General features: G+C 44.5%; 18 protein-coding genes. 11 read left to right on the forward strand and 7 right to left on the reverse strand.

Going from position 1 to position 23,868, the window contains the following annotated elements; translation table 11 throughout:
• Positions 1-173 precede the first annotated feature (173 nt).
• The 9 genes from OCV50_RS05860 to OCV50_RS05900 all read left to right on the forward strand — a co-directional run bounded on the left by OCV50_RS05860 (position 174) and on the right by OCV50_RS05900 (position 12,094).
• Positions 174-566, forward strand: a complete 393-nt coding sequence (locus OCV50_RS05860; protein ID WP_239840707.1) for a MarR family transcriptional regulator — start codon at positions 174-176, stop codon at positions 564-566.
• A gap of 513 nt (positions 567-1,079) precedes the next feature.
• The gene (locus tag OCV50_RS05865; RefSeq protein WP_261903947.1) at positions 1,080-2,174 is read left to right on the forward strand and encodes a TRAP transporter substrate-binding protein; all 1,095 of its coding nucleotides are present in this window, start codon (positions 1,080-1,082) and stop codon (positions 2,172-2,174) included.
• 181 nt (positions 2,175-2,355) lie between these two features.
• Complete coding sequence (locus tag OCV50_RS05870) at positions 2,356-2,889, forward strand: TRAP transporter small permease subunit (RefSeq protein WP_239840709.1); 534 nt, start codon at positions 2,356-2,358, stop codon at positions 2,887-2,889.
• A gap of 10 nt (positions 2,890-2,899) precedes the next feature.
• Entirely contained in the window at positions 2,900-4,183 is a 1,284-nt protein-coding gene (locus tag OCV50_RS05875; protein ID WP_239840710.1) for a TRAP transporter large permease, read from the forward strand.
• A 151-nt stretch (positions 4,184-4,334) separates the two neighbouring features.
• Complete coding sequence (locus tag OCV50_RS05880) at positions 4,335-5,690, forward strand: cache domain-containing protein (RefSeq protein ID WP_261903948.1); 1,356 nt, start codon at positions 4,335-4,337, stop codon at positions 5,688-5,690.
• Positions 5,683-6,321 carry a response regulator gene (locus OCV50_RS05885; RefSeq protein ID WP_239840712.1) on the forward strand — a complete coding sequence of 213 codons (639 nt, stop codon included), beginning with the start codon at positions 5,683-5,685 and terminating at the stop codon, positions 6,319-6,321. The genes OCV50_RS05880 and OCV50_RS05885 overlap by 8 nt, the downstream gene beginning before the upstream one ends.
• A 171-nt stretch (positions 6,322-6,492) precedes the next feature.
• Positions 6,493-8,091: a BCCT family transporter gene (locus OCV50_RS05890; protein WP_261903949.1), complete on the forward strand. Its 1,599-nt coding sequence runs from the start codon at positions 6,493-6,495 to the stop codon at positions 8,089-8,091.
• A gap of 267 nt (positions 8,092-8,358) precedes the next feature.
• Positions 8,359-9,930 (forward strand): BCCT family transporter, encoded by a 1,572-nt coding sequence (locus OCV50_RS05895; RefSeq protein WP_239840713.1) that lies wholly within the window; start codon positions 8,359-8,361, stop codon positions 9,928-9,930.
• A 280-nt stretch (positions 9,931-10,210) separates the two neighbouring features.
• Entirely contained in the window at positions 10,211-12,094 is a 1,884-nt protein-coding gene (locus OCV50_RS05900) for a methyl-accepting chemotaxis protein (RefSeq protein ID WP_239840714.1), read from the forward strand.
• 87 nt (positions 12,095-12,181) lie between these two features.
• Here OCV50_RS05900 and azu read toward each other — a convergent pair whose 3' ends face one another.
• From azu to OCV50_RS05935, 7 genes are all read right to left on the reverse strand, one after another.
• Complete coding sequence (gene azu, locus OCV50_RS05905) at positions 12,182-12,631, reverse strand: azurin (RefSeq protein ID WP_032549254.1); 450 nt, start codon at positions 12,629-12,631, stop codon at positions 12,182-12,184.
• Positions 12,632-12,967: 336 nt separating this feature from the next.
• A complete protein-coding gene (locus OCV50_RS05910; RefSeq protein ID WP_261903950.1) occupies positions 12,968-13,660 on the reverse strand; it encodes a redoxin family protein in 693 nt (230 codons plus the stop codon).
• 776 nt (positions 13,661-14,436) lie between these two features.
• On the reverse strand, positions 14,437-16,158 hold the full coding sequence (gene cydC / locus OCV50_RS05915; RefSeq protein ID WP_261903951.1) for a heme ABC transporter ATP-binding protein/permease CydC: 1,722 nt from the start codon (positions 16,156-16,158) through the stop codon (positions 14,437-14,439).
• Positions 16,151-17,935 carry a heme ABC transporter permease/ATP-binding protein CydD gene (gene cydD, locus OCV50_RS05920; protein ID WP_261903952.1) on the reverse strand — a complete coding sequence of 595 codons (1,785 nt, stop codon included), beginning with the start codon at positions 17,933-17,935 and terminating at the stop codon, positions 16,151-16,153. Before cydD ends, cydC begins: the two co-directional genes overlap by 8 nt.
• Positions 17,936-18,089: 154 nt before the next feature.
• Positions 18,090-19,049 (reverse strand): thioredoxin-disulfide reductase, encoded by a 960-nt coding sequence (trxB, locus tag OCV50_RS05925; protein WP_261903953.1) that lies wholly within the window; start codon positions 19,047-19,049, stop codon positions 18,090-18,092.
• 385 nt (positions 19,050-19,434) lie between these two features.
• Positions 19,435-20,877, reverse strand: a complete 1,443-nt coding sequence (locus OCV50_RS05930) for a DUF4041 domain-containing protein (protein WP_261903954.1) — start codon at positions 20,875-20,877, stop codon at positions 19,435-19,437.
• Between the two features lie 3 nt (positions 20,878-20,880).
• The gene (locus OCV50_RS05935) at positions 20,881-21,195 is read right to left on the reverse strand and encodes a hypothetical protein (RefSeq protein ID WP_261903955.1); all 315 of its coding nucleotides are present in this window, start codon (positions 21,193-21,195) and stop codon (positions 20,881-20,883) included.
• A 763-nt stretch (positions 21,196-21,958) separates the two neighbouring features.
• Between OCV50_RS05935 and OCV50_RS05940 the strand changes: the two genes are divergently transcribed.
• Positions 21,959-22,615 (forward strand): 2OG-Fe dioxygenase family protein, encoded by a 657-nt coding sequence (locus tag OCV50_RS05940; RefSeq protein ID WP_239840720.1) that lies wholly within the window; start codon positions 21,959-21,961, stop codon positions 22,613-22,615.
• On the forward strand, positions 22,599-23,834 hold the full coding sequence (locus tag OCV50_RS05945; protein ID WP_261903956.1) for a cysteine desulfurase-like protein: 1,236 nt from the start codon (positions 22,599-22,601) through the stop codon (positions 23,832-23,834). The genes OCV50_RS05940 and OCV50_RS05945 overlap by 17 nt, the downstream gene beginning before the upstream one ends.
• The last annotated feature ends 34 nt before the right edge of the window (positions 23,835-23,868 follow it).

A 23,868-nucleotide genomic window follows, 5' to 3' on the forward strand; every position in this document is an offset into this window, starting at 1 on the left:
TATGACCTCAAATTAATAATGCTATGTCTAAATAATAGACGTTGATAGACAATATCGTTATTTTTCGTCGACTTTCGACGCTTCACTCTACAAATAGCTCCTGTTTTTTGGTATAAATCGCGCTTCAAATTTTCACCACTGCGAGTAAGAGCAGTGAACTGGAGAAATATTCAATGAGACTTGCTCATAAGCGTAAGGTGCAGGCGAAGCTGCAAAAGCGCATTAAAGCGGCTGTAGCAAAAGTAGAAGCAACGCCAAAAACAGCAAAGCCTGTCGCAGAGAAAGTTGTAGCAGAAAAAACTGTAGCAGCAAAACCAGCGGTAGAGAAAACAGTAGCAGCACCAAAGACAGTGTCTGTATCACTGACTCCTAAACAGCAACAAGTTCTAGACATCGTTGCGAGCAATGCTGACGGCATCAACCCTAAAGGTATCGGCCTAGCAGCGGGTCAAGAAGATGCGAAAGCTGGTTCATGGGCAACAGGCGCATTGAAAAAACTTCTTGAAGAAAACCTAGTAGCGAAAGAGCAACTAGCAGGTAACAAGGTTATCTACAAAGCTATCTAATTCCTTTTGGAATAACTCGCTTGTCTAAGTTTTAAGCCTCGAATTGTTCGAGGCTTTTTTGTATCTGGCGTTTTGTATCACATCTGCTGTCGTTTCACGGCTTTGCTGTTATTTCGCTGGCTTTGCTGTTACTTCACTGGCATTACTATTGTTTCATCGGCGTTACCGCGCCTTTTATCGTTGTTTTATAAGAGCTTGTGTTCATATTTAATTTGCTCTCTACACGATGCTCGTCACGTTCTCGTAAAATGTTATTAACTTTATCCCTAGATTACTACGTACGAAGTTTTCTTTGAGATCTCACTTTTTATTTTCTGTTATCTCTCTGTATAAGGCGATTGGAGTTAATGTCCTACGTACTAATACTTAATTCTTTAGTCTAATACTGAGTTTTCGAGCTGCGTAGCCTGCGTGCTCATTCCCATTTCTTATTAACAGATGTCGATGCATTCTTTTGTTGAATCATAAAAGTACTCATAGAAAGAGTATTGAAACCCAACAAAGGACGTGAACATGAGTCTTATTTCTAACTCCCTCACTCGAGTGTTTAAAAACGTTGCGATAACTGCGACAGCTTGTTTAGCAATGGTTGCTACATGTGCTACAGCTGCTGAAAAAGTCTATCGTTTAAAATTGGCGGAAACTTGGGGTCCAAACTTCCCAATTTTCGGTGATGCAACGAAGAACATGGCCAAGATGGCTGAAGAGATGTCTAACGGTCGCCTACAGATTCGTATCGACTCTTCGAATAAACATAAAGCACCTCTTGGTGTTTTCGATATGGTGAAGTCTGGTCAATACGATATGGGACACTCTGCATCGTATTATTGGAAAGGTAAGGTGCCAAACACGCTTTACTTTACTTCGATGCCGTTCGGTATGCTACCAACAGAGCAATACGCTTGGTTCTACTACGGTGGCGGTATGGAGCTGATGGAGAAAGTGTACTCTCCACACAACTTGCTTTCGTTCCCAGGTGGTAACACGGATACTCAAATGGGTGGCTGGTTCCAGAAAGAGATCAACTCAGTGGAAGATCTACAAGGCCTGAAAATGCGTATCCCAGGGTTCGCTGGTGAGATCTTGGCAGAGCTAGGTGCGAAACCTACGAACATTGCACCGGGCGAACTGTATACGTCTCTAGAGCGTCGTACGATTGATGCATTGGAGTGGGTAGGTCCATCTCTTGATTTACGTATGGGTTTCCACAAAATCGCGCCTTACTACTACACAGGTTGGCATGAGCCAGGTACAGAGCTTCAGTTCCTAGTTAACAAGCGTACTTGGAACAAGTTACCTGACGACCTTAAAGCAATTCTACAAGTGGCGATGAAGACTGCGGCTTACGACATGTACACGCAATCTAAGCACGAGAGTGGCAAAAACTGGGCTTCTATCCAATCTGAATACCCAAATGTTCAGGTAAAAGATTTCCCAGTTGAAGTAATGACTGCACTTCGTGAAGCGAATGACCGCCTACTAAAAGAGCATGCAGAAAAAGACGCAACAGCGAAAGAGATTCAAGCTTCGCAAGCAGCTTACATCGAGCAAGTTCGTCCATGGTCAAACATTTCACACCGTGCTTACCTAAACAGCCAAGCACAATAATCAGCTTACGCGCTAAAGCGTAATCGAAAAAATCGGTAGCTTGGGCAAGTCTTAAGCTACCGAGAAGCCCAAGAAAACCTCTTTGTAGTTTCACCTTAAATAATAAAGAAACGCTAAGAGCCCACAATAATGCTCCGTTGTTTCAATGAGCGGAGCACTTTCAAATTCCATGGAGTAGGGAATGAGAAGTCTAATTTATATCGAACGAGCATTTAATCGTTTTGGTGATTTCCTTGGCTGGTTATCCAGCATCCTGTTCATTTTGTTGCTCGCCAACGTGGTGTACGACGTTGTGATGCGTTATGTGTTCAACGACGTGTCGATTGCGTTTCAGGAGATGGAATGGCACCTATTCTCGGCCGTATTCCTACTAGGCGTTCCTTATGCCGTTAAAGCGGGTGGTCACGTACGTGTAGACCTGTTCTATGAGCGCCTTTCCAATCGCGCTCAAGCTATCATCGATTTGTTAGGAACAGTGTTCTTCCTGTTCCCATTCTGTCTGCTCGTCGCTTGGTACGGTATTGATTTTGCCAAAGAGAGTTACTCATTAGGCGAAACATCAGGAGATCCGGGCGGCTTGCCTTACCGCTGGATAATTAAAGCGATGATCCCATTGTCATTCCTATTTATGGCAATCAGTGGTGTTGGCCTGATGCTCCACTCACTGAACAAGATATTTAACCCACACCTGATTCAGTCACACGAGCAAAAGTAAGGAGACAAAAATGATCGGTATTGTAATGTTTTTTGTAGCCTTGTTTGCGTTGCTACTTGGCTTCCCAGTTGCGTTTACCTTTGGTGGTATCGCGTTGATTTTTGGTGTGTGGGCCGAAGGCATGGATATGTTTGCCTTCATGCCTTATCGAATCCAATCCATCATGGAAAACACGGTATTGATGGCGGTTCCGCTGTTCGTTTTCATGGGTTTGGTATTGCAAAAGACTCGACTGGCTGAGCAATTACTTGAATCAATGGGTAAGCTGTTTGGTGGTGTCCGAGGCGGTATCGCTATTTCAACGGTACTGGTAGGCGCGTTGCTAGCGGCTTCTACAGGTGTAGTAGGTGCTTCGGTTGTTGCGATGGGTCTTATCTCTCTACCTGTTATGCTTAAGTACAACTACGACAAAGGCTTAGCATGCGGCACCATTTGTGCGTCAGGTACCCTAGGCCAGATCATCCCACCTTCTATCGTTCTTATCTTGTTAGGTGATGTGCTTGGTGTACCAGTGGGTGACCTTTTCCAAGCGGCAGTTTGGCCGGGCTTGGTATTGGTTGGCGCTTATGTGTTGTATATCCTTATCTACGCAAAAATGAACCCAGAAGCGGCTCAAGCGATCCCAAGTGACGATAACATCAGTCGTAAGCAAGAAGTGATTACAGCGCTAAAAGCAGTGATTCCACCTCTCGCTTTGATTGTTGTGGTACTAGGTTCAATCTTTGCTGGTGTAGCGACACCAACTGAGTCTGCTGCTCTTGGTGGCGCAGGTGCTATCGTTCTTGCACTGCTGTACCGTCAGTTTAGCTGGGGAATGGTTTACGAGGCATCGAAAGAGACCGTTAAAGTGACGGCAATGGTATTTGCGATCCTACTGGGCGCGACCGCTTTCTCAATGGCATTTACTTACACTGGGGGTGATTACCTTGTTGAAGAGTGGATGCTGCAAATCCCAGGTGAGAAGTGGGGCTTCCTGATCATTACCATGTTGGTGATTTTGATTCTTGGTTTCTTCATTGATTTCGTTGAGATCTGTTTCATCATTGTACCAATTATTGCACCAGTCGCTGAGATTATGGGTATCAACATGACTTGGTTTGCAATCTTGATCGCAATGAACCTACAAACCTCTTTCTTAACGCCACCGTTTGGATTTAGCCTGTTCTACCTGAAAGGTGTGGCACCGAAAGGCGTAACCACTCGTGATATTTACCGTGGTGTAATGCCGTTTATCGGGATTCAGATACTGGTACTTGCATCACTGTTGGTATTCCCTGAATTCTACGGAATGTGATCGCCTGATTACATAAAATTAACAAGTCTTGTTAAAGTAAAGCTGCTCTTAGGGGCAGCTTTATTTTTACTAAGCTGTAAGGAAACTGGCTGTTTCGGCCAAAGAGCGAAATAATGAAAGCATATAGAGCTGACGTATCCAAGGAGTGGAAATGCCTCTAAAAGCGAAACTGATTCTGTTAAGTCTATTGCCGTTGTTGTTGGTGATGGCGCTTACCAGCTGGATCTCTGTTTTCCAAGCCAAAACCTTGGGTGAAAAAGAGGTCGAGCTGTTCCATTCTAGTTTGATTAAATCCAAAGAGTTGGCGTTAAAAGATCTGGTTGATCTAGCATTTGACGCAATCTCTCACATCTACAACGATCCCGACATGGATGAAGCGGAAGCTCAGCACGCGGTTAAGGCTGTTATCAGCAAATTGCGTTATGGCACCGACGGCTACTTCTTTGTGTACGATGAGTTCGGGACTAACTTAGTTCACCCGATCATGCCTGAGCTGCAGGGCGAGAACTTGCTGCATATCCAAGATGAAAACGGGAACTACCTGATTGAATCTCTGCTCACTCAAGCCAAAAGCGGTGGGGGTTTTCACCATTATCTTTGGCATAAGCCGTCAACGGATGAAATAGTACCTAAACTGAGCTACGCATCATGGCTGAGTAAGTGGAGCTGGATGATAGGTACAGGGCTCTATATCGAAGATGTCTCTCAAGAAGTGGCCAATATGCAGTCCGCGGTCAACAATAATATTGAAACGACATTTTTTACTATGGTGGTCATTGTAACGGTAACGGTCGCCGTGATTGTGGTGTTGACGTTAGCGGTAAACCTACATGAACACCGCATCGCGGATAAGAGCCTAAAAGAGCTTGCCCATAAAACGGTGATGTTCCAAGAAGATGAGAAAAAGCACTTAGCTCGCGAGCTGCACGACGGGATTAATCAGTTACTTGTGTCCAGTAAATGTCACCTAGAGCTGTTAGGGACTAAACTGGATGATGACACTCAAAAACAACATTTGGAGAAATGTCAGAACTCGTTAATGACGGCCATTAATGAAGTGAGGCATATTTCCCATAATCTGCGCCCCAGCGCATTGGATGATTTAGGACTTGAAGCGGCTTTGAATTCGCTATTAATTGATTTTAAATCACACTCACAGATAGAGACTGAAGCGGCGATCAGTTTGAACAATTTAAAGTTGAAATCCGAAGTGAGTACGACGCTGTATCGTGTTGCCCAGGAGTCACTCACTAACATCGAAAAACACGCAAGTGCTCATAGTGTGAGTGTAGCGCTTCAACCCTTGGGGAATATGTTGCAATTGATTATACGAGATGATGGCGTTGGCTTTGATGTCAGTGCAACGTTACGCAAATCGGGTATTGGGCTACGTAACATGCGAGAGCGCGTCGAGTTTATCGGTGGTGAATTTGAATTGGAAAGTGAACCGGGGTTCGGAACAGAGATCACCGTATTATTAAGGTTAGATGGATTAGTTTATGGATAAACCAATTAAAGTGGTGATCGTCGATGATCACCAAGTGGTATTAGATGGATTTATCGCGCGCTTGCATTTGGAGCCCAAAATCGAAGTGATTGGCTCAGCAAGCAATGGCTTAGAAGCCGTCGAAGTGGTGAAAGATCTGCAACCTGATGTTGTCTTGATGGACGTCAGTATGCCGATCATGAATGGCATCGATGCCACTCGATTGATCAAAGAAGAAGCGCCAGATATCAAAGTCTTAATGCTCACCATGCATGATAACCGTGAATACATCATGAAAGTGATGCAGTCGGGGGCTGTGGGGTACATGCTTAAGGAGATCTCGGCAGAGAAAATGGTGCAGGCGATTAAGACCGTTAATCAAGGCTCTACTTATTTCTGCGAAAAGGTCACTCAAACTTTGTTTACACAGCCAATTACCCCAACTCAAACGGCGAAGAATCCGCTAAGCAGACGTGAGGAAGCGGTGCTGAAATTGGTGGCTAAAGGGGAGAGTAGTAAGGCGATCGCTAAAACATTGGATATTAGCTACCGAACCGTAGAAACACACCGACAAAACATTAAGCATAAGCTCGATATTCATTCGACTGCGGAGCTCGCTAAGTTCGCCGTTAATTCTGGGCTTGTGGAGTGATCTTACGCTAAATTACAGTAAATGTGTAATTTAATTACTAAATCTGCACGTGATGCCTGTTTTTAACGGGTTTATTTAGTATTTTTATGACAGCTTGTTATCCTCTTTTTCGAATTTTTGGCGCCAAACGCAATACTGCAGATGGAGCGCCGTAAAAATTAGAGAGGGAATATGGAACCTGTAGTCGATAGGTATAGTATTGAAAATACTGATTATACCGTAGGTCAGGATAACGTGCAGAAATGGGGATTTGATGTGCACAATCCCGTCTTTGGGATAAGTGCGGGATCAATCATTCTTTTCTTAGTGGCGTTACTGGTAGTGGAACCAGATACCGCTAAAGCAGCCTTGGATGGCATTAAATGGCAAGTTATTGGTAACTTTGATGGCTTGTTTATGTGGGCTGCAAATATCTTTGTCATTTTCTGTTTTGCCCTCATTGTCTCCCCTTACGGAAAAATCCGAATTGGTGGCAATGATGCCAAAGCAGAGCATTCAACACTTTCTTGGATGTCGATGTTATTTGCAGCAGGCATGGGTATTGGCCTGATGTTTTGGGGTGTAGCGGAACCACTCGCATATTACACGGGTTGGTACGAAACACCGTTAGCGGTGGAGGCATACACACCGGAGGCAGCAAAATTAGCCTTGGGAGCAACAATTTATAACTGGGGTCTTCACGGTTGGTCAATTTACGGAGTGGTGGCGTTAGCCTTAGCATTCTTTACTTTCAATAAGGGTTTACCCCTGTCTATCCGTTCAATCTTCTATCCAATCTTGGGTGATAGAACTTGGGGTTGGTTCGGACACGTCGTCGATATTGTTGCGGTACTAGCCACTCTGTTTGGCCTTGCAACATCATTGGGTTTAGGCGCTCAGCAAGCAACGAGTGGTATTAACCATGTCTTTGGTACCGATGGTGGTATCGGTATGCAGCTGGTCGTTATTGCTGTGGTGACATCACTCGCCACTATGTCTGTAGTACGTGGCATCAACGGTGGTGTGAAGCTGCTGAGTAATATCAATATGCTGGTGGCGTTGGGCTTACTTGTCTTTGTGACCATTGCGGGTGGTATGACAGGTATCAAAGCGATTCCAACCGCGCTGATGGGGTACATTGAGAACTTTATTCCGTTGAGTAACCCGCATGGTCGTGATGACGAAACTTGGATGCAAGGCTGGACGGTATTCTACTGGGCTTGGTGGATCTCTTGGTCACCATTTGTTGGCATGTTCATCGCGCGCATTTCTAAAGGCCGCACAATTCGTGAGTTTATGGTTGCGGTTCTTTTCATTCCGACATCAGTCATCATCATTTGGATGGCGATCTTTGGTGGCATCGCGATTGATCAGGTCGCCAACAAAGTGGGCGAGATTGGAGTGAACGGTCTGAAAGATATTACTCTGTCTTTGTTCCATACTTACGATGCTCTACCGATGAGTTCGGTGCTGTCTGTTGTTTCTATTGGCCTCATCATGGTGTTCTTCATCACTTCTTCCGACTCGGGTTCTCTGGTTATCGATAGTATTACCTCTGGCGGTAAAGTTGACGCACCTGTACCACAACGAGTTTTTTGGGCGGTGATTGGTGGTGCGATTGCTGCAGTTCTGCTTTGGGTTGGTGGCACAGAGTCTATTCAAGCTTTGCAAGCTGGCACGGTTTCTATGGCGCTGCCATTTGCCTTCATCCTACTGTTAATGTGTTTAAGTTTACTGCTTGGATTACGAACAGAAAGCCAGCTGATGGTCCAACAAAATGCTTTGAGTTAAAAGCAATTTAGTGAAAGAGACCGACTCGCTCGGTCTTTTTTTCGTCATAAACTAGAGTAAATAGTTGGCTTTTGGTTGAAAACTAAGCGAACCACCTTCAGTTTACTGAAAACAATAAGTTAACCTGCTAAACTTCATGCATCCAAGTATGTGAATTCCTGTGACAACGAACTTGTTTTGCTTGGATTGAATGTTCTGGTTTGTTTTTTTAGTCACAAATATGATTAGGGATGTTACTAAATAAGTAATGTCCCGTAGAGAGGGATAATGACTAAAGGTATAGATAAATACAGTATCGACAGTACCGATTACACGGTAGGTCAAGATAATGTACAAAAATGGGGCTTTGATGTTCACAACCCTGTTTTTGGCATCAGTGCAGGTTTGATTGCACTGTTTTTAATTGGGGTATTGGTGACAGATACCGCGTCTGCTAAGGCGGTACTGGATGGTGTTAAATGGCAAATCATCAACTCGTTTGATTGGCTATTCATCTGGTCTGGTAACATTTTCGTTATTTTCTGCTTAGGTTTGATCGTTTCTCCTTTCGGTAAGATTCGTCTAGGTGGTAATGACGCAACGGCTGATTACTCGTTCATGTCTTGGTTGGCAATGCTGTTTGCCGCGGGTATGGGTATTGGTCTAATGTTCTGGAGTGTCGCTGAACCTGCAGCATATTTCACTGGTTGGTATGAGACGCCACTTGGTGTTGAGCCTAACACACCAGAAGCGGCACGCTTGGCAATGGGTGCAACAATGTACCACTGGGGTCTACACCCTTGGGCTATTTACGGTGTGGTTGCTTTGTCTTTGGCGTTCTTTACGTACAACAAAGGCCTTCCGCTTTCTATTCGTTCTATCTTCTACCCAATCTTGGGTGACAGAGCGTGGGGCTGGGCGGGTCACGTGGTCGATATCCTAGCGGTATTGGCAACACTGTTTGGTTTGGCAACATCTCTTGGTTTAGGTGCGCAGCAAGCGGCATCGGGCATCCAGCACGTGTTCGGTATTGAAGCTGGTTTGTCACTGCAAGTAATTGTTATCAGTGTCGTGACTCTACTTGCTGTTGTTTCGGTACTACGCGGTATCGACGGTGGCGTAAAGGTCATCAGTAACATCAACATGCTGGTGGCGTTCTTGCTACTTATCTTGGTTGGTCTGATTGGTTATGCCGTGACTCTTGGCTCTATCCCAACCACATTGATGGCCTACATTGAGAACATTATTCCGCTGAGTAACCCGCACGGTCGTGAAGATGAGGCTTGGCTACACGGTTGGACGGTATTCTATTGGGCTTGGTGGATCTCTTGGTCACCATTCGTAGGTATGTTTATCGCACGTGTTTCTAAAGGTCGTACCGTTCGTGAATTTATCACTGCAGTACTGATTGTACCGACAACAGTAACCATCATTTGGATGTCAGTATTTGGTGGCCTAGCGATTGACCAAATTACCAATGGTATTGGCCAACTTGGTACAGATGGCCTAACGGACATTTCACTGGCGATGTTCCAGATGTTTGATGTGCTGCCGTTTGGTACGCTGCTGTCAATTATTGCGGTTGTTCTAGTGCTTGTGTTCTTTATTACTTCATCAGACTCAGGCTCTCTAGTTATCGATAGCATCACTGCCGGTGGTAAAGTTGATACACCAGTACCACAACGTGTGTTCTGGGCGTTCCTTGAGGGTGCAATCGCAGTGGCACTGCTATGGGTTGGCGGCACAGAAGCGGTACAAGCACTACAAGCTGGTGCGATTTCTACGGCTCTACCATTCACAATTATCTTATTGTTGATGTGTATGAGTTTGTTGATGGGTATGCGTACTGAGAAACGCTAATTACCCTGGTGAGTCTTGAAATATTTATAGATTCATAAAGTTGATATAAAGCGAAAGAGTGATGCTCTTTCGCTTTTTTTATATACAAAAACTAGGGTCTTTATGGGCACAATTAGGCCAAAAAGAGCGTTGTAAATTTGGCGAAGTGACAAGCTTTTGTCATTAAATAAAGTTATGAATTTCGCGACGTTATATTGCGCATTTATTTGTCAAAAGCACTCGAATTTGGATATTAATTTGGTTAGTATGCGCGGGTTTTCCAACCACTTGTGTACTCATAATGAAATTAACATTAAAGCAAAAGTTGATAGGCGCTAGCTTATCGGCAGTGGTAGTTATGGCAACAGCGTTGACATGGCTCTCTGCAAACCAACTATTTGAACAAACTCGCAGCGGAATTTACATGCGAGCAGAAAGCGTATCGGAAGCGGCTTCTGAAGGTATTAAAAATTGGATTGATATTCGTAGAGACATTGCATCTGCATTTAATGATTTTTCGCAAGAGAGCGATGTAGTTCCATATCTAAAGCAAGCTCGTATTGCGGGTGGCTTCGATGATATCTTCCTTGGCACACCAGAGGGTGGTATGTACCGTTCTCACCCAGAGCGTAACCGCGCAGGCTACGACCCGCGTCAGCGCCCTTGGTACCAAGAAGCAAACGCAGCAGGTAAGCAAATCATTACAACCGCTTACACAGATGCGATCACGAAAGCGCTTCTAGTGACGATTGCGGAACCAGTACGTAAGAATGGTCAATTTGTCGGTGTTGTTGGAGCTGACGTACTGATTGATCAACTGGTTAGTGATGTGATCAGCCTAGATGTGGGTGACAACGCATACGCAATGCTAATCGATGCGACCGATGGTACATTCTTGGCTCACCCTGATTCAGCACTAAGCTTGAAGCCTGTAAGCCAACTGTCTAATGACATTTCAATGCCAGTCATTGAGAATGCAGTACGCACTGGCAGCATCGAGATCATCAACGAGCGTGGTAAAGAGAAACTACTTTACTTCACTAAGGTACCAGACACGAACTGGATCTTCGGTGTTCAAATGGACCGTGCAACAGAAGAAGCGAGCCACTCGACACTTCTTACTCAGCTAATCATGACGGCTGTTGTAATCACATTGGTGGTTATCGCACTCGTATCTTGGTTAGTGAGCTTCTTGTTCCGCGATCTAAACCGAGTATCGGTTGCACTAGAAGAGATTGCATCAGGTGAAGGCGATCTAACTCAACGCCTTGAGCCTAAGAGCGATGACGAGATCGGCCAACTGGCTGAAAACTTCAACCGCTTTGTTGGCAACATGCACACAATGGTGCTTAAGCTAAGTGAAGTATCAGCTTCTTTGGCGAACCAAGCTCGTCAAACGGCTTCGCAAGCGGAAGAGCGTAGTGCACGTATCCAGATGCAGCAAGACGAGATCAACATGGTTGCGACGGCTGTAAATGAGATGGCAGCTGCAACGCAAGAGATTGCAGGCAACGCAGACCACACTGCACAGAACTCATCAGAAGCAGTAGGTGCTTGTGAGCACGGTACGGGTCAAGTGACTCAAACTCAAAGCTCTATTCAAAACCTTGCACAAGAAGTTCAAGTTGCAACAAACGTTATTCTTGAGTTGGAAGAGCACGGTAACAGCATCAACGCGATTCTTTCGAATATCCAAGGCATCGCAGAGCAGACTAACCTTCTAGCACTGAATGCGGCTATTGAAGCAGCACGTGCGGGTGAGCAAGGTCGTGGCTTTGCGGTTGTAGCAGATGAGGTTCGTGTTCTTAGCCAACGCACTCATGGCTCTACACAAGAGATCCAGCAAACTATCGAGTTACTTCAAGGTACTACAGGTAAAGCGGTTAGCATCATGAACGATAGCCGTTCTCTTGCTGAAACCAGCGTAGACGACGCAAACTCTGCAGCAGCGAGCCTAACGCAGATTCATGCTGCGGTTGAGCGTATCAGCGATATGGCGACACAAATCGCTTCTGCTGCGGAAGAGCAAGCGTCAGTAACGTCTGAGATTACTCGCAACACCGAAGGGATCCGTGACGTATCTAACGAGCTAGCTGACGAAGCGCACCAAGCTGCAGAACAAGCAGCTCAGTTGTCTGAACTTTCTCATGAGCTAGAGAACGAGATCAGCCGCTTCAAGCTGTAATCGAATTGAATTAATAAAATAAAGCCCCAGCCTAGATTTAGGCCGGGGCTTTTTTATATCAGCTATTTGAATCAGTGTCCAAGCTGGTTATTTAAATTCAAATTTGCCTTTCATGATTGCCCAGTGGCCTGGGAAAGAACAGATAAACGAGTAATCGCCACCGGCTTGCATTTTCTCGGTGCTGAACGTCACAGATGCTGACTCACCACCACCAATGATTCGTGTAAATGCGTACACGCGGTCGTCGCCCGGTTTTACGTAGTTGTTGTCTAAGCCCGCTGACATACCATCAATACCTACGGCTTGGACTGACGCTGTATCTGTGATGACAACATTGTGCCCCATGGATTGTGCAGGCATAGAACCTGTGTGGTTTAGCGTAAGCGTCACTTCTTTACAGCTCGCTGGAACGCTTAGGGTATCCGTTGAAAACTTCATTTGGTCGCTAGCATCAATTGATACTTCACACTCAGACGCTTGGGCAGTAAAACTCGCACCGATAAGAGCGACGGTGGTTGCGATTAATCGTAAAGACATACGTTGTTCTCCATTATAGTTTTTGGGGGGAGTTTATTCCTTAAGAACGATCGATACGTATTATCGTTGAAAGATGATCATAGAAATGTGCTATAGCCTAAATTATACGCAACTCATTGAGTGATAATTGTTAGCAAATAATATTTGATGAGAGAGTAGAGATCTCTTCATGTCTGACGTTGCTGAACAGCGACTCAAAGTTAAAAGGCCGAATAACAAGCTAGCAGAAGGGTTGGAAAATATAGATGAGGGGTGTCAAAGGTGGCGTGACCAAACGTCAGCAAAAATGGCCAGCTCAACATAAGAGTGAGCTAGCCAAACTAACCGTTCTTACGTTTATAGGTGCTTCTTAGCAACCTCAACAGCTTTCTCTAAGTCAGGAATGGTTGTTAACTCAGGAACACGTTGCAGGTAAACGATGGTGTTGTTTTTATCTACAACAAACGTTGTTCTGGTAAGCAGTCCCAACTCACTAATTTGCGTACCTGTCTTAAATCCAAAGGCATGATCTTTGGCATCTGAAAGCAGCACTAAGTCATTAGATAGTTTCTTCTCTTTTTTGAAACGATCTAGAGCGAAAGTGGTGTCCGCACTTAACCCAACGAAATCAATGTCGGCAAGCAGTTGCTTGTTGTTTTCTACGAATTTGGAAAGATCTTGAATTTGTTGATCACAAACAGGTGTATCTACAGAAGCCAACACACTAAAAATACGAACATTTTTGTTCTCAGCAGAGGTATCGTACGCTTGATTTTCGTTAGTCATTAGCGCGACTGAAGGCAATTTATCACCAACAGACAGTGATTCACCCACTAGGTTAAATGTGGTGTCTTGGAACATAGTTAGAGTTTGGTTGCTGCCTGTAGGTGCGTTGTCATTGGTTGTTGAGAACTGCGCAGCTTCGACCGTCGATGATATAGCCAGTGCACTCATTAAAAACAATGCGTTGTGCTTAGTGAGTTTCAGCTTGTTCTTTGATGATTTAAATAGCTCGTTTAGGTTGGCAATCGTTGTTCGGTTGAATTTCACAATGAGTATCCTTTAGTTAATAAACAGTAGAGAACACCAGTGTAGTGAGAGCGTAGATTTCGATATAAACAAAAACATAATCGATTCCAAACGATTTATATCATGGGGTTTTAAAGTGGGATTAGGCGTATTTCTTTTTGTCGGTTAGATATCTAACGTATTGTTCTAATTATTAATATCTTGTTTGTTAACGAGCGCCATCAAATAGTCGAATATCAGCGCTCTTCTCTGAATCAGTTCGTTGATTACCTTTTCTATAACATCATATTTGGTGGTGATGTTCAGTGTCCAAAGACTTTTTATATTGGTGTTGTTTTTGTTAGGACTTGGGAAATACGCCGTTGTACTTTACCCGCCAACAGAGATAGTCATCAGCGAAGCCTAATGTGACTGAGTCTGAATAGAACCCCTTACCTTGAGTACCTAAAGTAATAACTAAAAAAACAGTGTAGAAAGACTTTAGATACAAGTGAGAAAGAGTGATTTGAGACCTTATCAACATAGTATGTATATCGTAAGGGTGTGTGAAAAGTGTCGATTGGAGACGGTGCTGAGAAGAGTGAGACGAACGGCAATACAGAGATTGCGTTACCCCAATTCTTGGCGATGTCGTTGTAGTCAGTGTTTTAAGAAGCACCTCTATATTTTCTCTTAAACGTAGAACAACAAATAGGGAGCAAAGATAACAACCTAGAATGGACAGTTGAGAAACAACAAAAAGCCCGAGTAGACTGTACTCGGGCTTTGTCGTTTAATCTTGATGGAAGAAACGCTTCTTAGATGGCTTGTCTAAGCTGGAAGTAACGACCTTCACTCGACAGCAGCTCTGCGTGAGAGCCATGTTCTACAATCTCACCTTGCTCAATCAAGACGATGGAATCCATCTTCTCTAGTCCAATCAAGCGGTGAGTAATGAAGATAACCGTCTTGCCTTCGAAGTGCTGCTCAAATAGTGCCATGATGCTTTTCTCTGTCTGCTTATCTAAGCCTTCGGTAGGCTCGTCTAACAGTAGGATAGGGGCGTCATGAAGAATGGCACGTGCAATGCCAATACGACGTTTTTCACCACCAGAAAGCTGACGACCACCATCACCTAACCACGCATCTAGTGCGTTGTCCTCAAGCAACTTCTCAAGACCCACGCTCGACAGAATGCTTTGCAGCTCTTCGTCGCTAGCTTGTGGTTTCGCAATCAAAAGGTTGTCACGCAGGCTTCCGTTAAGGATATCAACACGCTGACTTACCACACTGATCGATTCACGCAGTTGGCTCTCATTCCACTGTGTTAGGTCGATACCCGCAATAGAAATTACACCACGCTTTGGATCCCAATAGCGAGTCAGCAACTGAATCAAGGTCGATTTACCAGAACCTGTTTGGCCGACAATCGCCACCTTGTTGTTCGCTGGGATTGATAGGTCAACCGAGTTCAGTACCGATCGTTCAGAGTCCGGATATTGGAAAGAAACCGCGTTGAATTGAATATCCAGCGGTTGGTCAATATCAAGTTTACTATCGCTAAACTGGACTTCTGGCTCCGATAGAATCACTTCATTCAAGCGACGAGCTGAAGTTAGTGTTTGACCTAAATGCTGGAAAGCGCCCGCGATAGGCATTAGTAGCTCGAAGCTTGCCATCGTTGCGAAAGCCATCAATGCGATCAGTGGGTCAGGGGCATTACCGCCAACACCGTCTGCAGCAAGCCACAACATCAATACCAAAGTTAAACCGTTGAACAGCATCAATGCTGCTGACGCCATGCCCGTTAGGTTGGCATTGACGAACTGGTTTGCCATGAGCTTTTGTTGCGTGCTCAGAATCGCATTGCGGTAGCGCTCTTCAGCGCCAAACAGAGTTAGCTCGCTGTAGCCTTCAATCCAATCTAGCGTAGTTACACGTAGATCGGCTTTGTTCTGGGTTAACTCACAGCCGTTGCGTTTACCCAGCTTGTAGAACAATACAGGCCAGATGATTAACATGATCAATAGGATAGAGCCTAAGATTAACCCTAGAGAGCTATCAAACCACATCAAAAATGCTGTTAGGAAGAAGATACCGAGTACACCCACCGTTACTGGGCTTACCAGCCGTAGGTATACGTGGTCCATCGCATCCACATCCGCAACCAAGCGGTTAAGCAGGTCAGCATCACGCAGGTTTGAAATACGACCTGGGATAAGCGGTGCGAGCTTTTTGAAGAAGAATATACGAAGATCAGTCAACAGCTTGAAGGTCGCATTGTGGCTCACTACACGCTCACCCCAACGACCAGCGGTACGGCTCATCGCTAGGCCACGTACACCACCACCCGGCAGCATGTAGTTAAAGGTTTCACGAGCAATTGTCAGGCCAGCAACCGCAGAAGCAGAAATGAACCAACCAGACAGGGTCAACAAACCGATAGATGCGGCTAATGTCAGGAACGCAAGTAGCATACCCAAAGATAGCCCAAACCAATGTTTCTTATACAGTTTCAGGTAAGGCAGTAAATCACGCATCTAAATTACCCTTATTATCTTGTTGAGCTAAGTTCGCGTTTAGCATCTCTTCAAATAGACCGCCAGACTGTGACAGTTCATTGAAGTTGCCTTGCTCTACGAGCGTACCGTCGCGCAGAACCAGAATGTTGTCTACCGATTGCAGCGGCGCAAGTTGGTGCGTCACGAGTAGGGCAGTGTTGTTTTGGATGCGGTTATTAATACCCTGCATGACCAGTTTTTCACTGCGCGTGTCTAGGCTGGCAGTCGGCTCATCCAGTAGCCAGAATTGACCATTTTGAATCATCGCACGAGCCAGCGCTAAACGTTGTGATTGACCGACAGACAAGCCGCCAGAGCGATCCGAGATCATGTAATCGAGTCCGTGCTCTTGAACAAACTCGTCTGCGAAAGATTGCTCTAGTGCTTGTTGAACAGTTTGATCGCTGATGTCTTGCTTACCTAGCGTGACATTGTCACGGATGGTGCCGTGTAGTAACAGTGGATTCTGACCAACCCAGCTGATTGCTTTACGCCACGATGCAAGGTCAAGCTCTCTTAACTCAACACCATTGATTTTCAAGCTTCCTTCATAAGGCATGAAACCAAGAATGGCATTGATCAAACTCGTTTTACCCGCACCACTTGGGCCAACAAGGGCAGTGGACTGCTGAGTATTAAGCGCAAAGCTAATAGGGGCAACTAACTGAACACCCTCTGGGCTCAGCACTTTTAGGTCTTGAGCTTCAATCGATATACCGGAATCGCTATTAAGCTGTGTATCGCCTGATTTTACTTTGTTGATGTCCGTTTCTAAGAATTCAACAATACTTTCGGCAGCGCCTACCGCTTGTTGCTTAGCGTGGTAGAAGGTACCCAGATCACGCAGAGGTTGATAAAACTCAGGTGCGAGAATCAAAATAAACAGACCTGCGAACAGAGTCACCCCAGCACCGTAGTGACCGAAGTTCAGCTCACCGATGTAAGTGAAGCCGAAGTAAACCGCAGTCATTGCGATAGAAAGCGAGGTGAAGAATTCTAGAACCGCAGAAGATAAGAAAGCTATCTTCAATACATCCATAGTGCGCGTACGGAACACTTCAGATGCACCATGCAGCACTTCTGTTTCCGCCGACGTGCGGTCAAACAGACGAATCGTGGTCATTGACTGTAGACGGTCGTAGAAGTGACCAGACAATCGTTGCAGCGCCTTAAAGTTTTTGCGGTTGGCATCGGCTGCCTTCATTCCCACCAGTGCCATAAAGATAGGAACCAGTGGTGCTGTGATAAGGAAGATAAGACCTGCTGCCCAGTTCACTGGGAAAACCACCACCAAGATAACAAACGGAATCATTACCGAAAGCGACATCTGAGGCAGGTAACGCGAGAAGAAGTCTTGCATGTCTTCGACTTGTTCTAGAAGCAGCGTTGCCCATGTACCTGCCGGCTTGCCCTTGATGTAGGCAGGACCAAGATCGCGAAGCTTATCCAGAACCAGCTGGCGGATGTAAACACGAACTTGCTCACCGCAACGGTAACCGGCGATCTCTCGCCCCCAAGTACAACCAGCTCGACCAACAACCGACAGAGCCAGGCCTGCAAAATGACCGACTAACTCAGATTTATCGACATTTTCGATAATCAGTTGATGAAGAATAGAGGCGAGAAGGGCAGCTTGAGCCACCAAGAACACGCTTGAAAGTACGCCAAGGCCAATAGCAATCATGAGCCAGCGCTTTGCGAGGCTGCTTTGTTGCTTAAGCCATTTATTCAAGCTGCGTTGTTTTTTCTTATCCATTATGAAGGCTTAATGATAATTATTATTCGGTTGAGGGCGGCTAGTATACAAAAGAAAACCCCGTGGATATACCACGGGGTTCTAGGGAATTATAACAAAGTGTATTTAAACTCAGTATTTAGCGTGCCAATCGGCAAAATTGAAAACTGAGGTTTTACTTATCGGTCAGTCCGTCTAGGAAACGTTCCGCATCAAGTGCCGCCATACAGCCTGTACCCGCTGATGTGATAGCTTGACGGTAGTTGTGATCCATTACGTCGCCCGCAGCAAAAACACCTTCGATGCTGGTTTGCGTTGCGTTACCTTCCAGACCAGATTGAACGATGATGTAGTCGTCTTTCATTTCTAGCTGGCCTTTGAAGATGCCAGTATTTGGCTGGTGGCCGATAGCGATAAATGCGCCCATTACGTCGATATCTTCTGTCTTATCAGACTGAGTATCTTTAATGCGAACTCCTGTAACACCCATATCGTCACCAAGAACTTCGTCTAGGGTGCGGTCTGTGTGAAGTACGATGTTACCGTTCTCAACTTTGTCCATTAAACGCTTAACCAAAATCTTCTCAGCGCGGAATGTGTCACGACGGTGGATTAGGTGAACTTCAGACGCGATGTTTGAAAGGTAAAGCGCCTCTTCCACGGCTGTGTTACCACCGCCCACGACTGCAACTTTCTGGTTACGGTAGAAGAAACCATCACATGTAGCACACGCTGATATGCCACGACCTTTGAATGCTTCTTCAGATTCAAGACCTAGGTATTTCGCTGAAGCACCCGTTGAGATGATCAGTGCATCACAAGTGTACTCACCTGAGTCACCTTTCAGTGTGAAAGGACGCTTCGATAGATCAACTTCGTTAATGTGGTCGAATAGGATTTCAGTTTCAAATCGCTCGGCGTGCTCTTTCATGCGCTCCATAAGCCCCGGACCTGTTAGGCCTTCTGCATCGCCAGGCCAGTTTTCAACTTCAGTGGTTGTTGTTAATTGACCACCTTGCTGCATACCGGTAACAAGAACTGGATTTAGGTTAGCACGAGCTGCGTAAACAGCAGCAGTGTAGCCGGCAGGGCCAGAACCAAGAATCAATAAATTACAATGCTTTACGTCGCTCATGAGGACTCCGAGATAGAATTCGTTTTTATTTATAATCGTTGATGATTGTATGGAAAATATGAGGGCAATTAAAGTTTTAACAAGGGCGCAAATGTAATTAATCGTTATAGGTTAGAACTTAACCGAGACAAACGTTCTCGTGGTGGAAGAACAGTCTAAGATTTGAAGTGTAATAGTGGAGAACAATAGCTAGTGCGTTAAGCTGACTGAGGCTACGGTAGCCAAATTCCCCCTTGCTACAGTGCTTTAAAAGCGAACTTGGGAAGCTCGCATGTTTGAGAGTTCAGTATATAGGAGAACAACCTCAGTTAAGCACTACAGTGATTTTTTAGAAGGCAGAGTCGGCGGCTCTGCCTTTATTAACTTTTTGTGCTTTTAAGATTGTTTAAGCCGCTTCACTAAGCCTTAAGCTCTCATAGTAATCTTCAGCCAGTGCAGTCATTTTGAACTCTGCCTCTGCACCAGAAATTTTCTCAACAGCTTCTTTGATGTCATCTAAATCGACACTGAAGAACTCTTTACGGTGATTGACTGCGTTGACACGTTGAGCATTAAACTCACGGTGCAATGCTGTTTCAAGAGCAGGAGCATCGTCAGTGTAAATCATGGCATGAACATCAAATGGGAATGGTACGCTGGCATCACCAAGCTCTTTAACTCTGTCCATAGGATCTAGTCTACGAGTTAAACCAATCTTATAAACATCTTCACCAAATGAGCCGATATTGCTAATCACATACACGTGACCTTTACGTGTTTGTTCAGCCATACTTTTCGCTCGTTCTTCTTTGGCTTCTGCTTCGACTAGTTGTTGTTCTAGAATGGCAATTCTATGTTCCATATCGCTGCGTTCTTGCTCAGATGCTTTAGCAAGTTCTTTCTGTGCTTTATCCAGAAGGTTTCGATACATTTTTTCTTCTTTCTCAGCTTCTGCAATCGCTTTTTGAAACTCTTTAATTGCCCTTTGCTCTTCGCGGATCTGTTCTTTAATAAGCTTTTGCTCAGTAATTTCTTCTTGCTTCTTCAAAGTGAATTGGTATTGGAGTTTGCATTCTTCGAATTTTAGTTCGATGTAATCAATATCAAAACCACATTCGAGAGTTGCCGCTGATTTCTCAAGATTGTTCGCTAGTTTTTCGATCCGTTCTAGTGTTCTCCCAAACGAGCTTGGAGAAACCTTGCCGATAAGCATGTCGCACTCAATATTAAATGCTGTGAGCATCAGCTTAACTTGACCGTTAAGAATCTTCTTATTAAAAGACTTATCATTGGAGATGACTGTTGTTTCTGGGAATGTAATGGCAGTTTTGTTTTTAATCATATCTTTTTGCTGCTGTCTAATGTCTTTGATCTCTTCAGCATAGCGTGTAGATGTTTCATAAAGGTATTTCGGCATTTCGAAATGACCATGAGCGGTGTATTCATCTAAACGTGAATATAGGTCTATATCACCCATTAACTCTTCAAGGTCAAGTTCACATTTTCCGATATTGTCGTTAAGTTCATTTAGGGTAATCTCAGTAGCCTCAAAGTGAGCTTGTTGCTCCCGAATGCTTAGATTAAGTGATTCATCTTGCCCTTTTAAAGCCTGTAGTTCAGTAGTCTCCGCGTTTACTATCTCAAGCTCTTCCTTAGCTGCTACAATGGATTTCTTAACTGATTTTCTAGTTTGTTCTAATACTTCAAGCTCTTTATTTTTTTGAGTTAGTGCTTCATCGAGAGACTTGTATCGACCTGCTTTTTTATCTGCTGCGCGTTTTGTTAATACATAGGTTAGTAAAATAGTGACTAAAGATAACCCTGCCAATATCATTATATTATTATTCATTGATTACTTTAAAACCTCTTGTATAAATTGCTTCCTAAGTGCTGATCGTTCTTCACAGCGTTCCTGATACTCTTCGTTTGCGGTTGCAATGGCGTCCTTAAAGGCTTGCTTTGCTGCGGATTTTTTCGCTCTAGCTTGTCTCTGAAGTTCTCTTTGAGCTTCGCGAATTGACCTTTCGTGCTCCCTTAACGCTTGAGCTTCTGCTCGTTGCCGAGCTTTCTCTCTACGCTGGGCTTCACGAATGGCTTGCTTGTTTGCTCTGTCAATTGCTTTAACAACTCTTACAGCTGTTCTTAAACCACTTCCTCGTCTAGCCAATGTTAGCCTCCATTGAGTAAGTTGATACCGAATTGACAATCGTAACATGTTCAGATTGTATTATTTTTACTTATATCAAATAGATGGAATATTTTGCTGTGCTTATGAAGTATTTATGAAGACGATTTGTAGGGCAGAATTAGAGTGGAATCATTTCTATTTTTTACGGTTTAGGTCATTTAGGCGCTTTTTAAGCTGTGAGCTAATCAAGTTGCTCTCTCAAAAGAAAGCAAATGACACTGGGGCGGTCGAGTTCCCCCCGAACTCGACCTGTTCCAGACGCGCAAGCAAAGGCGTTTGGATACTTTTCAGTTGATAAATTAACCAATGTGCGACCACTGTGTAAATGGTCAATAGTTGCTGGTTCATTAGGTGTGTCGCATTTCAGTCTGTAATCGTTTTTGTTGGCAATCATTATGATGTTTGTCCATTTCTGCTCATCTAAACTCCTCATCCATTCCCTTCAAAACACAACGCTGCGCAGAAAATTAGAGAATAGCGTGCCAAATTAAACATTGCCTTTTTAATTAAAAATAGTGAATAAAACTAGCCAGTGAAGTGTGCTGAATTTTAAAGGTGCCCAACTTTTGAACTGGTTTTAATCACTGGTTTTTGAGTTCAGGTTGGCATTAAGTTTTAAATTTATCTCTACGGCAGAATAAATGGTTGTTTAAAGTTGATTTAACCAGATCTTCACGTATCATTTATGTAAACAAAAGGTTAAATAAAATAAGTAAAGTGGACATTCATTAAGGAGTCGATGATGTTACATGCTCACGAAAACACCCTACATATTACCCACCTCAGCAACCATGCCGTGGAAGAGCTATCACCTTCGTTTGAAAAGCTACCAAGCACAGAACATGCAGATGGTAAGTTTCGTTTAAGAAGATACTCGGTAATTCGTTTTTGCGGTGGTCAGGTTGTGGAACAGGACAAGCACAACTTTGTTCAATCAGAAGACATTAATCACTTTCAAGGCGACGTAGTACGCGAATTTGAACCTGTTGAAGCTAACATTCTAAAGAGTGAAGGCATGAAAGAGATGTGTGAACTCTTCATCGAGACAAACGGTTTGAAAGACGGTCAAGAGATCGAAATTCACCAAATTCGTATCTCGGCAATTTACGAAGAGACGCAAGTAGCCCCTGAAGGTGTACACCAAGATGGTTTTGACCACATCGCACTGATTGGTATGAACCGTCACAACATTGTTGGTGGTGAGATTATGCTTTACCAAGATTCTCACGAAGCACCATTCTTTAGAAAAGTACTAGAAGATGGCGAAGTGGCGATGCTTGCAGACAGTAAGCTTTGGCACAATGCTCAACCTATCCGCACGATTGACCACGATGAAGTAGGTCATATGGATGTATTCGTATTAACAGCAAAGGATGAGCGTAATGTCCTTCACTCTTAATGAAGTTCGCCAGCAATTTAGCGCGTTAAGCCAATATCATAATGGCAAGCCTGTTACTTTTTTCGATGGGCCCGGTGGTTCGCAAGTCCCTGAAAATGTCCTAGCCTCAATGACTGAGTACCTTGGCCATTTTAATTCAAATCTAGGTGGACACTACTTTTCGAGCCAGAAAACAACAGGGCTAATGCAGCAGGCGAGAGAGTCGGTTCAAGCATTACTGAATGCAGAATCTTCTGGCAACATCGTTTTTGGTGCCAACATGACTTCGTTGACGTTCCAATTAAGCCGAGCAATTAGCCGCGATTGGAACGAGGGCGATGAAATCATTGTGACTGCACTGGATCACTACTCTAACGTATCAAGTTGGCAGCAAGCGGCGGAAGACAAAGGTGTTGTAGTACATCAAGTCCGTGTCGATGAATCAGACTGCAGCCTAGATATGGCGCATTTAGAGTCTCTACTGAGTGATAAGACTCGATTGGTCGCAGTAACGTTTGCTTCCAATACCACAGGCTCGATTGTTGATGTAGAGAAAGTCGTAGAGCTGGCACACAGCAAAGGTGCGCAGGTTTACGTTGATGCCGTTCACTACGCTCCTCATCACTTGATTGATGTGCAGAAGCTTAATTGTGATTTCCTAGCGTGTTCCGCATACAAGTTCTTCGGGCCTCATGTTGGTATCGCCTATGTTGCTCCGCAATGGTTGCATACATTGAAGCCTTACAAAGTTGAGCCTGCGACTAATGTTGGCCCAGGCCGTTTTGAAACCGGTACTCAGAGCTTTGAAGGCCTAGCTGGTGTGATTGCAGCGGTTGACTACCTTGCGCAGTGTGGCGATCCGGCAGACGATCTAAGAACGCGTTTGGTGCAGAGCTACAAGCTGTACAATCGCCATGAGAGTCAGCTGAGTGAGTATTTCTTGCAAAGGTTGAACGAGTTAAGTGGTGTTCGCCTTTACGGTAAAACAACCCATGACTCGAATTTGCGCACGCCGACGTTCGCGATTACGTTCGATGAGCACTCACCAGAGTCGATAGCTAAAGCGCTAGGCGAGCACAATATTTGTGTTTGGAATGGTCATTTTTACGCGCTTGGCTTAGTGAAACAGCTAGGCATAGAAGAGACTGGTGTGGTTCGCATCGGTTGTATGCACTACAACTCAATTGAAGAGATCGACTTACTGTTCAATGTGTTGGAAGGCATTCTTCGTAAAGACTAATCCGGACTCATAATCAAACGAAAAGAGCGCACTC

Origin of the sequence: Vibrio fortis (genome assembly GCF_024347475.1) — a bacterium.
Taxonomy (GTDB): Bacteria; Pseudomonadota; Gammaproteobacteria; order Enterobacterales; family Vibrionaceae; genus Vibrio; species Vibrio fortis.

Coding starts and splice junctions, on each gene's coding strand:
- OCV50_RS05865 (WP_261903947.1), top strand. CDS start 1,080: ATGAGTCTTATTTCTAACTCCCTCACTCGAGTGTTTAAAAACGTTGCG.
- OCV50_RS05895 (WP_239840713.1), top strand. CDS start 8,359: ATGACTAAAGGTATAGATAAATACAGTATCGACAGTACCGATTACACG.
- OCV50_RS05880 (WP_261903948.1), top strand. CDS start 4,335: ATGCCTCTAAAAGCGAAACTGATTCTGTTAAGTCTATTGCCGTTGTTG.
- OCV50_RS05885 (WP_239840712.1), top strand. CDS start 5,683: ATGGATAAACCAATTAAAGTGGTGATCGTCGATGATCACCAAGTGGTA.
- OCV50_RS05875 (WP_239840710.1), top strand. CDS start 2,900: ATGATCGGTATTGTAATGTTTTTTGTAGCCTTGTTTGCGTTGCTACTT.
- OCV50_RS05900 (WP_239840714.1), top strand. CDS start 10,211: ATGAAATTAACATTAAAGCAAAAGTTGATAGGCGCTAGCTTATCGGCA.
- OCV50_RS05890 (WP_261903949.1), top strand. CDS start 6,493: ATGGAACCTGTAGTCGATAGGTATAGTATTGAAAATACTGATTATACC.
- cydC (WP_261903951.1), bottom strand. CDS start 16,158: ATGCGTGATTTACTGCCTTACCTGAAACTGTATAAGAAACATTGGTTT.
- OCV50_RS05860 (WP_239840707.1), top strand. CDS start 174: ATGAGACTTGCTCATAAGCGTAAGGTGCAGGCGAAGCTGCAAAAGCGC.
- azu (WP_032549254.1), bottom strand. CDS start 12,631: ATGTCTTTACGATTAATCGCAACCACCGTCGCTCTTATCGGTGCGAGT.
- OCV50_RS05870 (WP_239840709.1), top strand. CDS start 2,356: ATGAGAAGTCTAATTTATATCGAACGAGCATTTAATCGTTTTGGTGAT.
- cydD (WP_261903952.1), bottom strand. CDS start 17,935: ATGGATAAGAAAAAACAACGCAGCTTGAATAAATGGCTTAAGCAACAA.
- trxB (WP_261903953.1), bottom strand. CDS start 19,049: ATGAGCGACGTAAAGCATTGTAATTTATTGATTCTTGGTTCTGGCCCT.
- OCV50_RS05945 (WP_261903956.1), top strand. CDS start 22,599: ATGTCCTTCACTCTTAATGAAGTTCGCCAGCAATTTAGCGCGTTAAGC.
- OCV50_RS05930 (WP_261903954.1), bottom strand. CDS start 20,877: ATGAATAATAATATAATGATATTGGCAGGGTTATCTTTAGTCACTATT.
- OCV50_RS05940 (WP_239840720.1), top strand. CDS start 21,959: ATGTTACATGCTCACGAAAACACCCTACATATTACCCACCTCAGCAAC.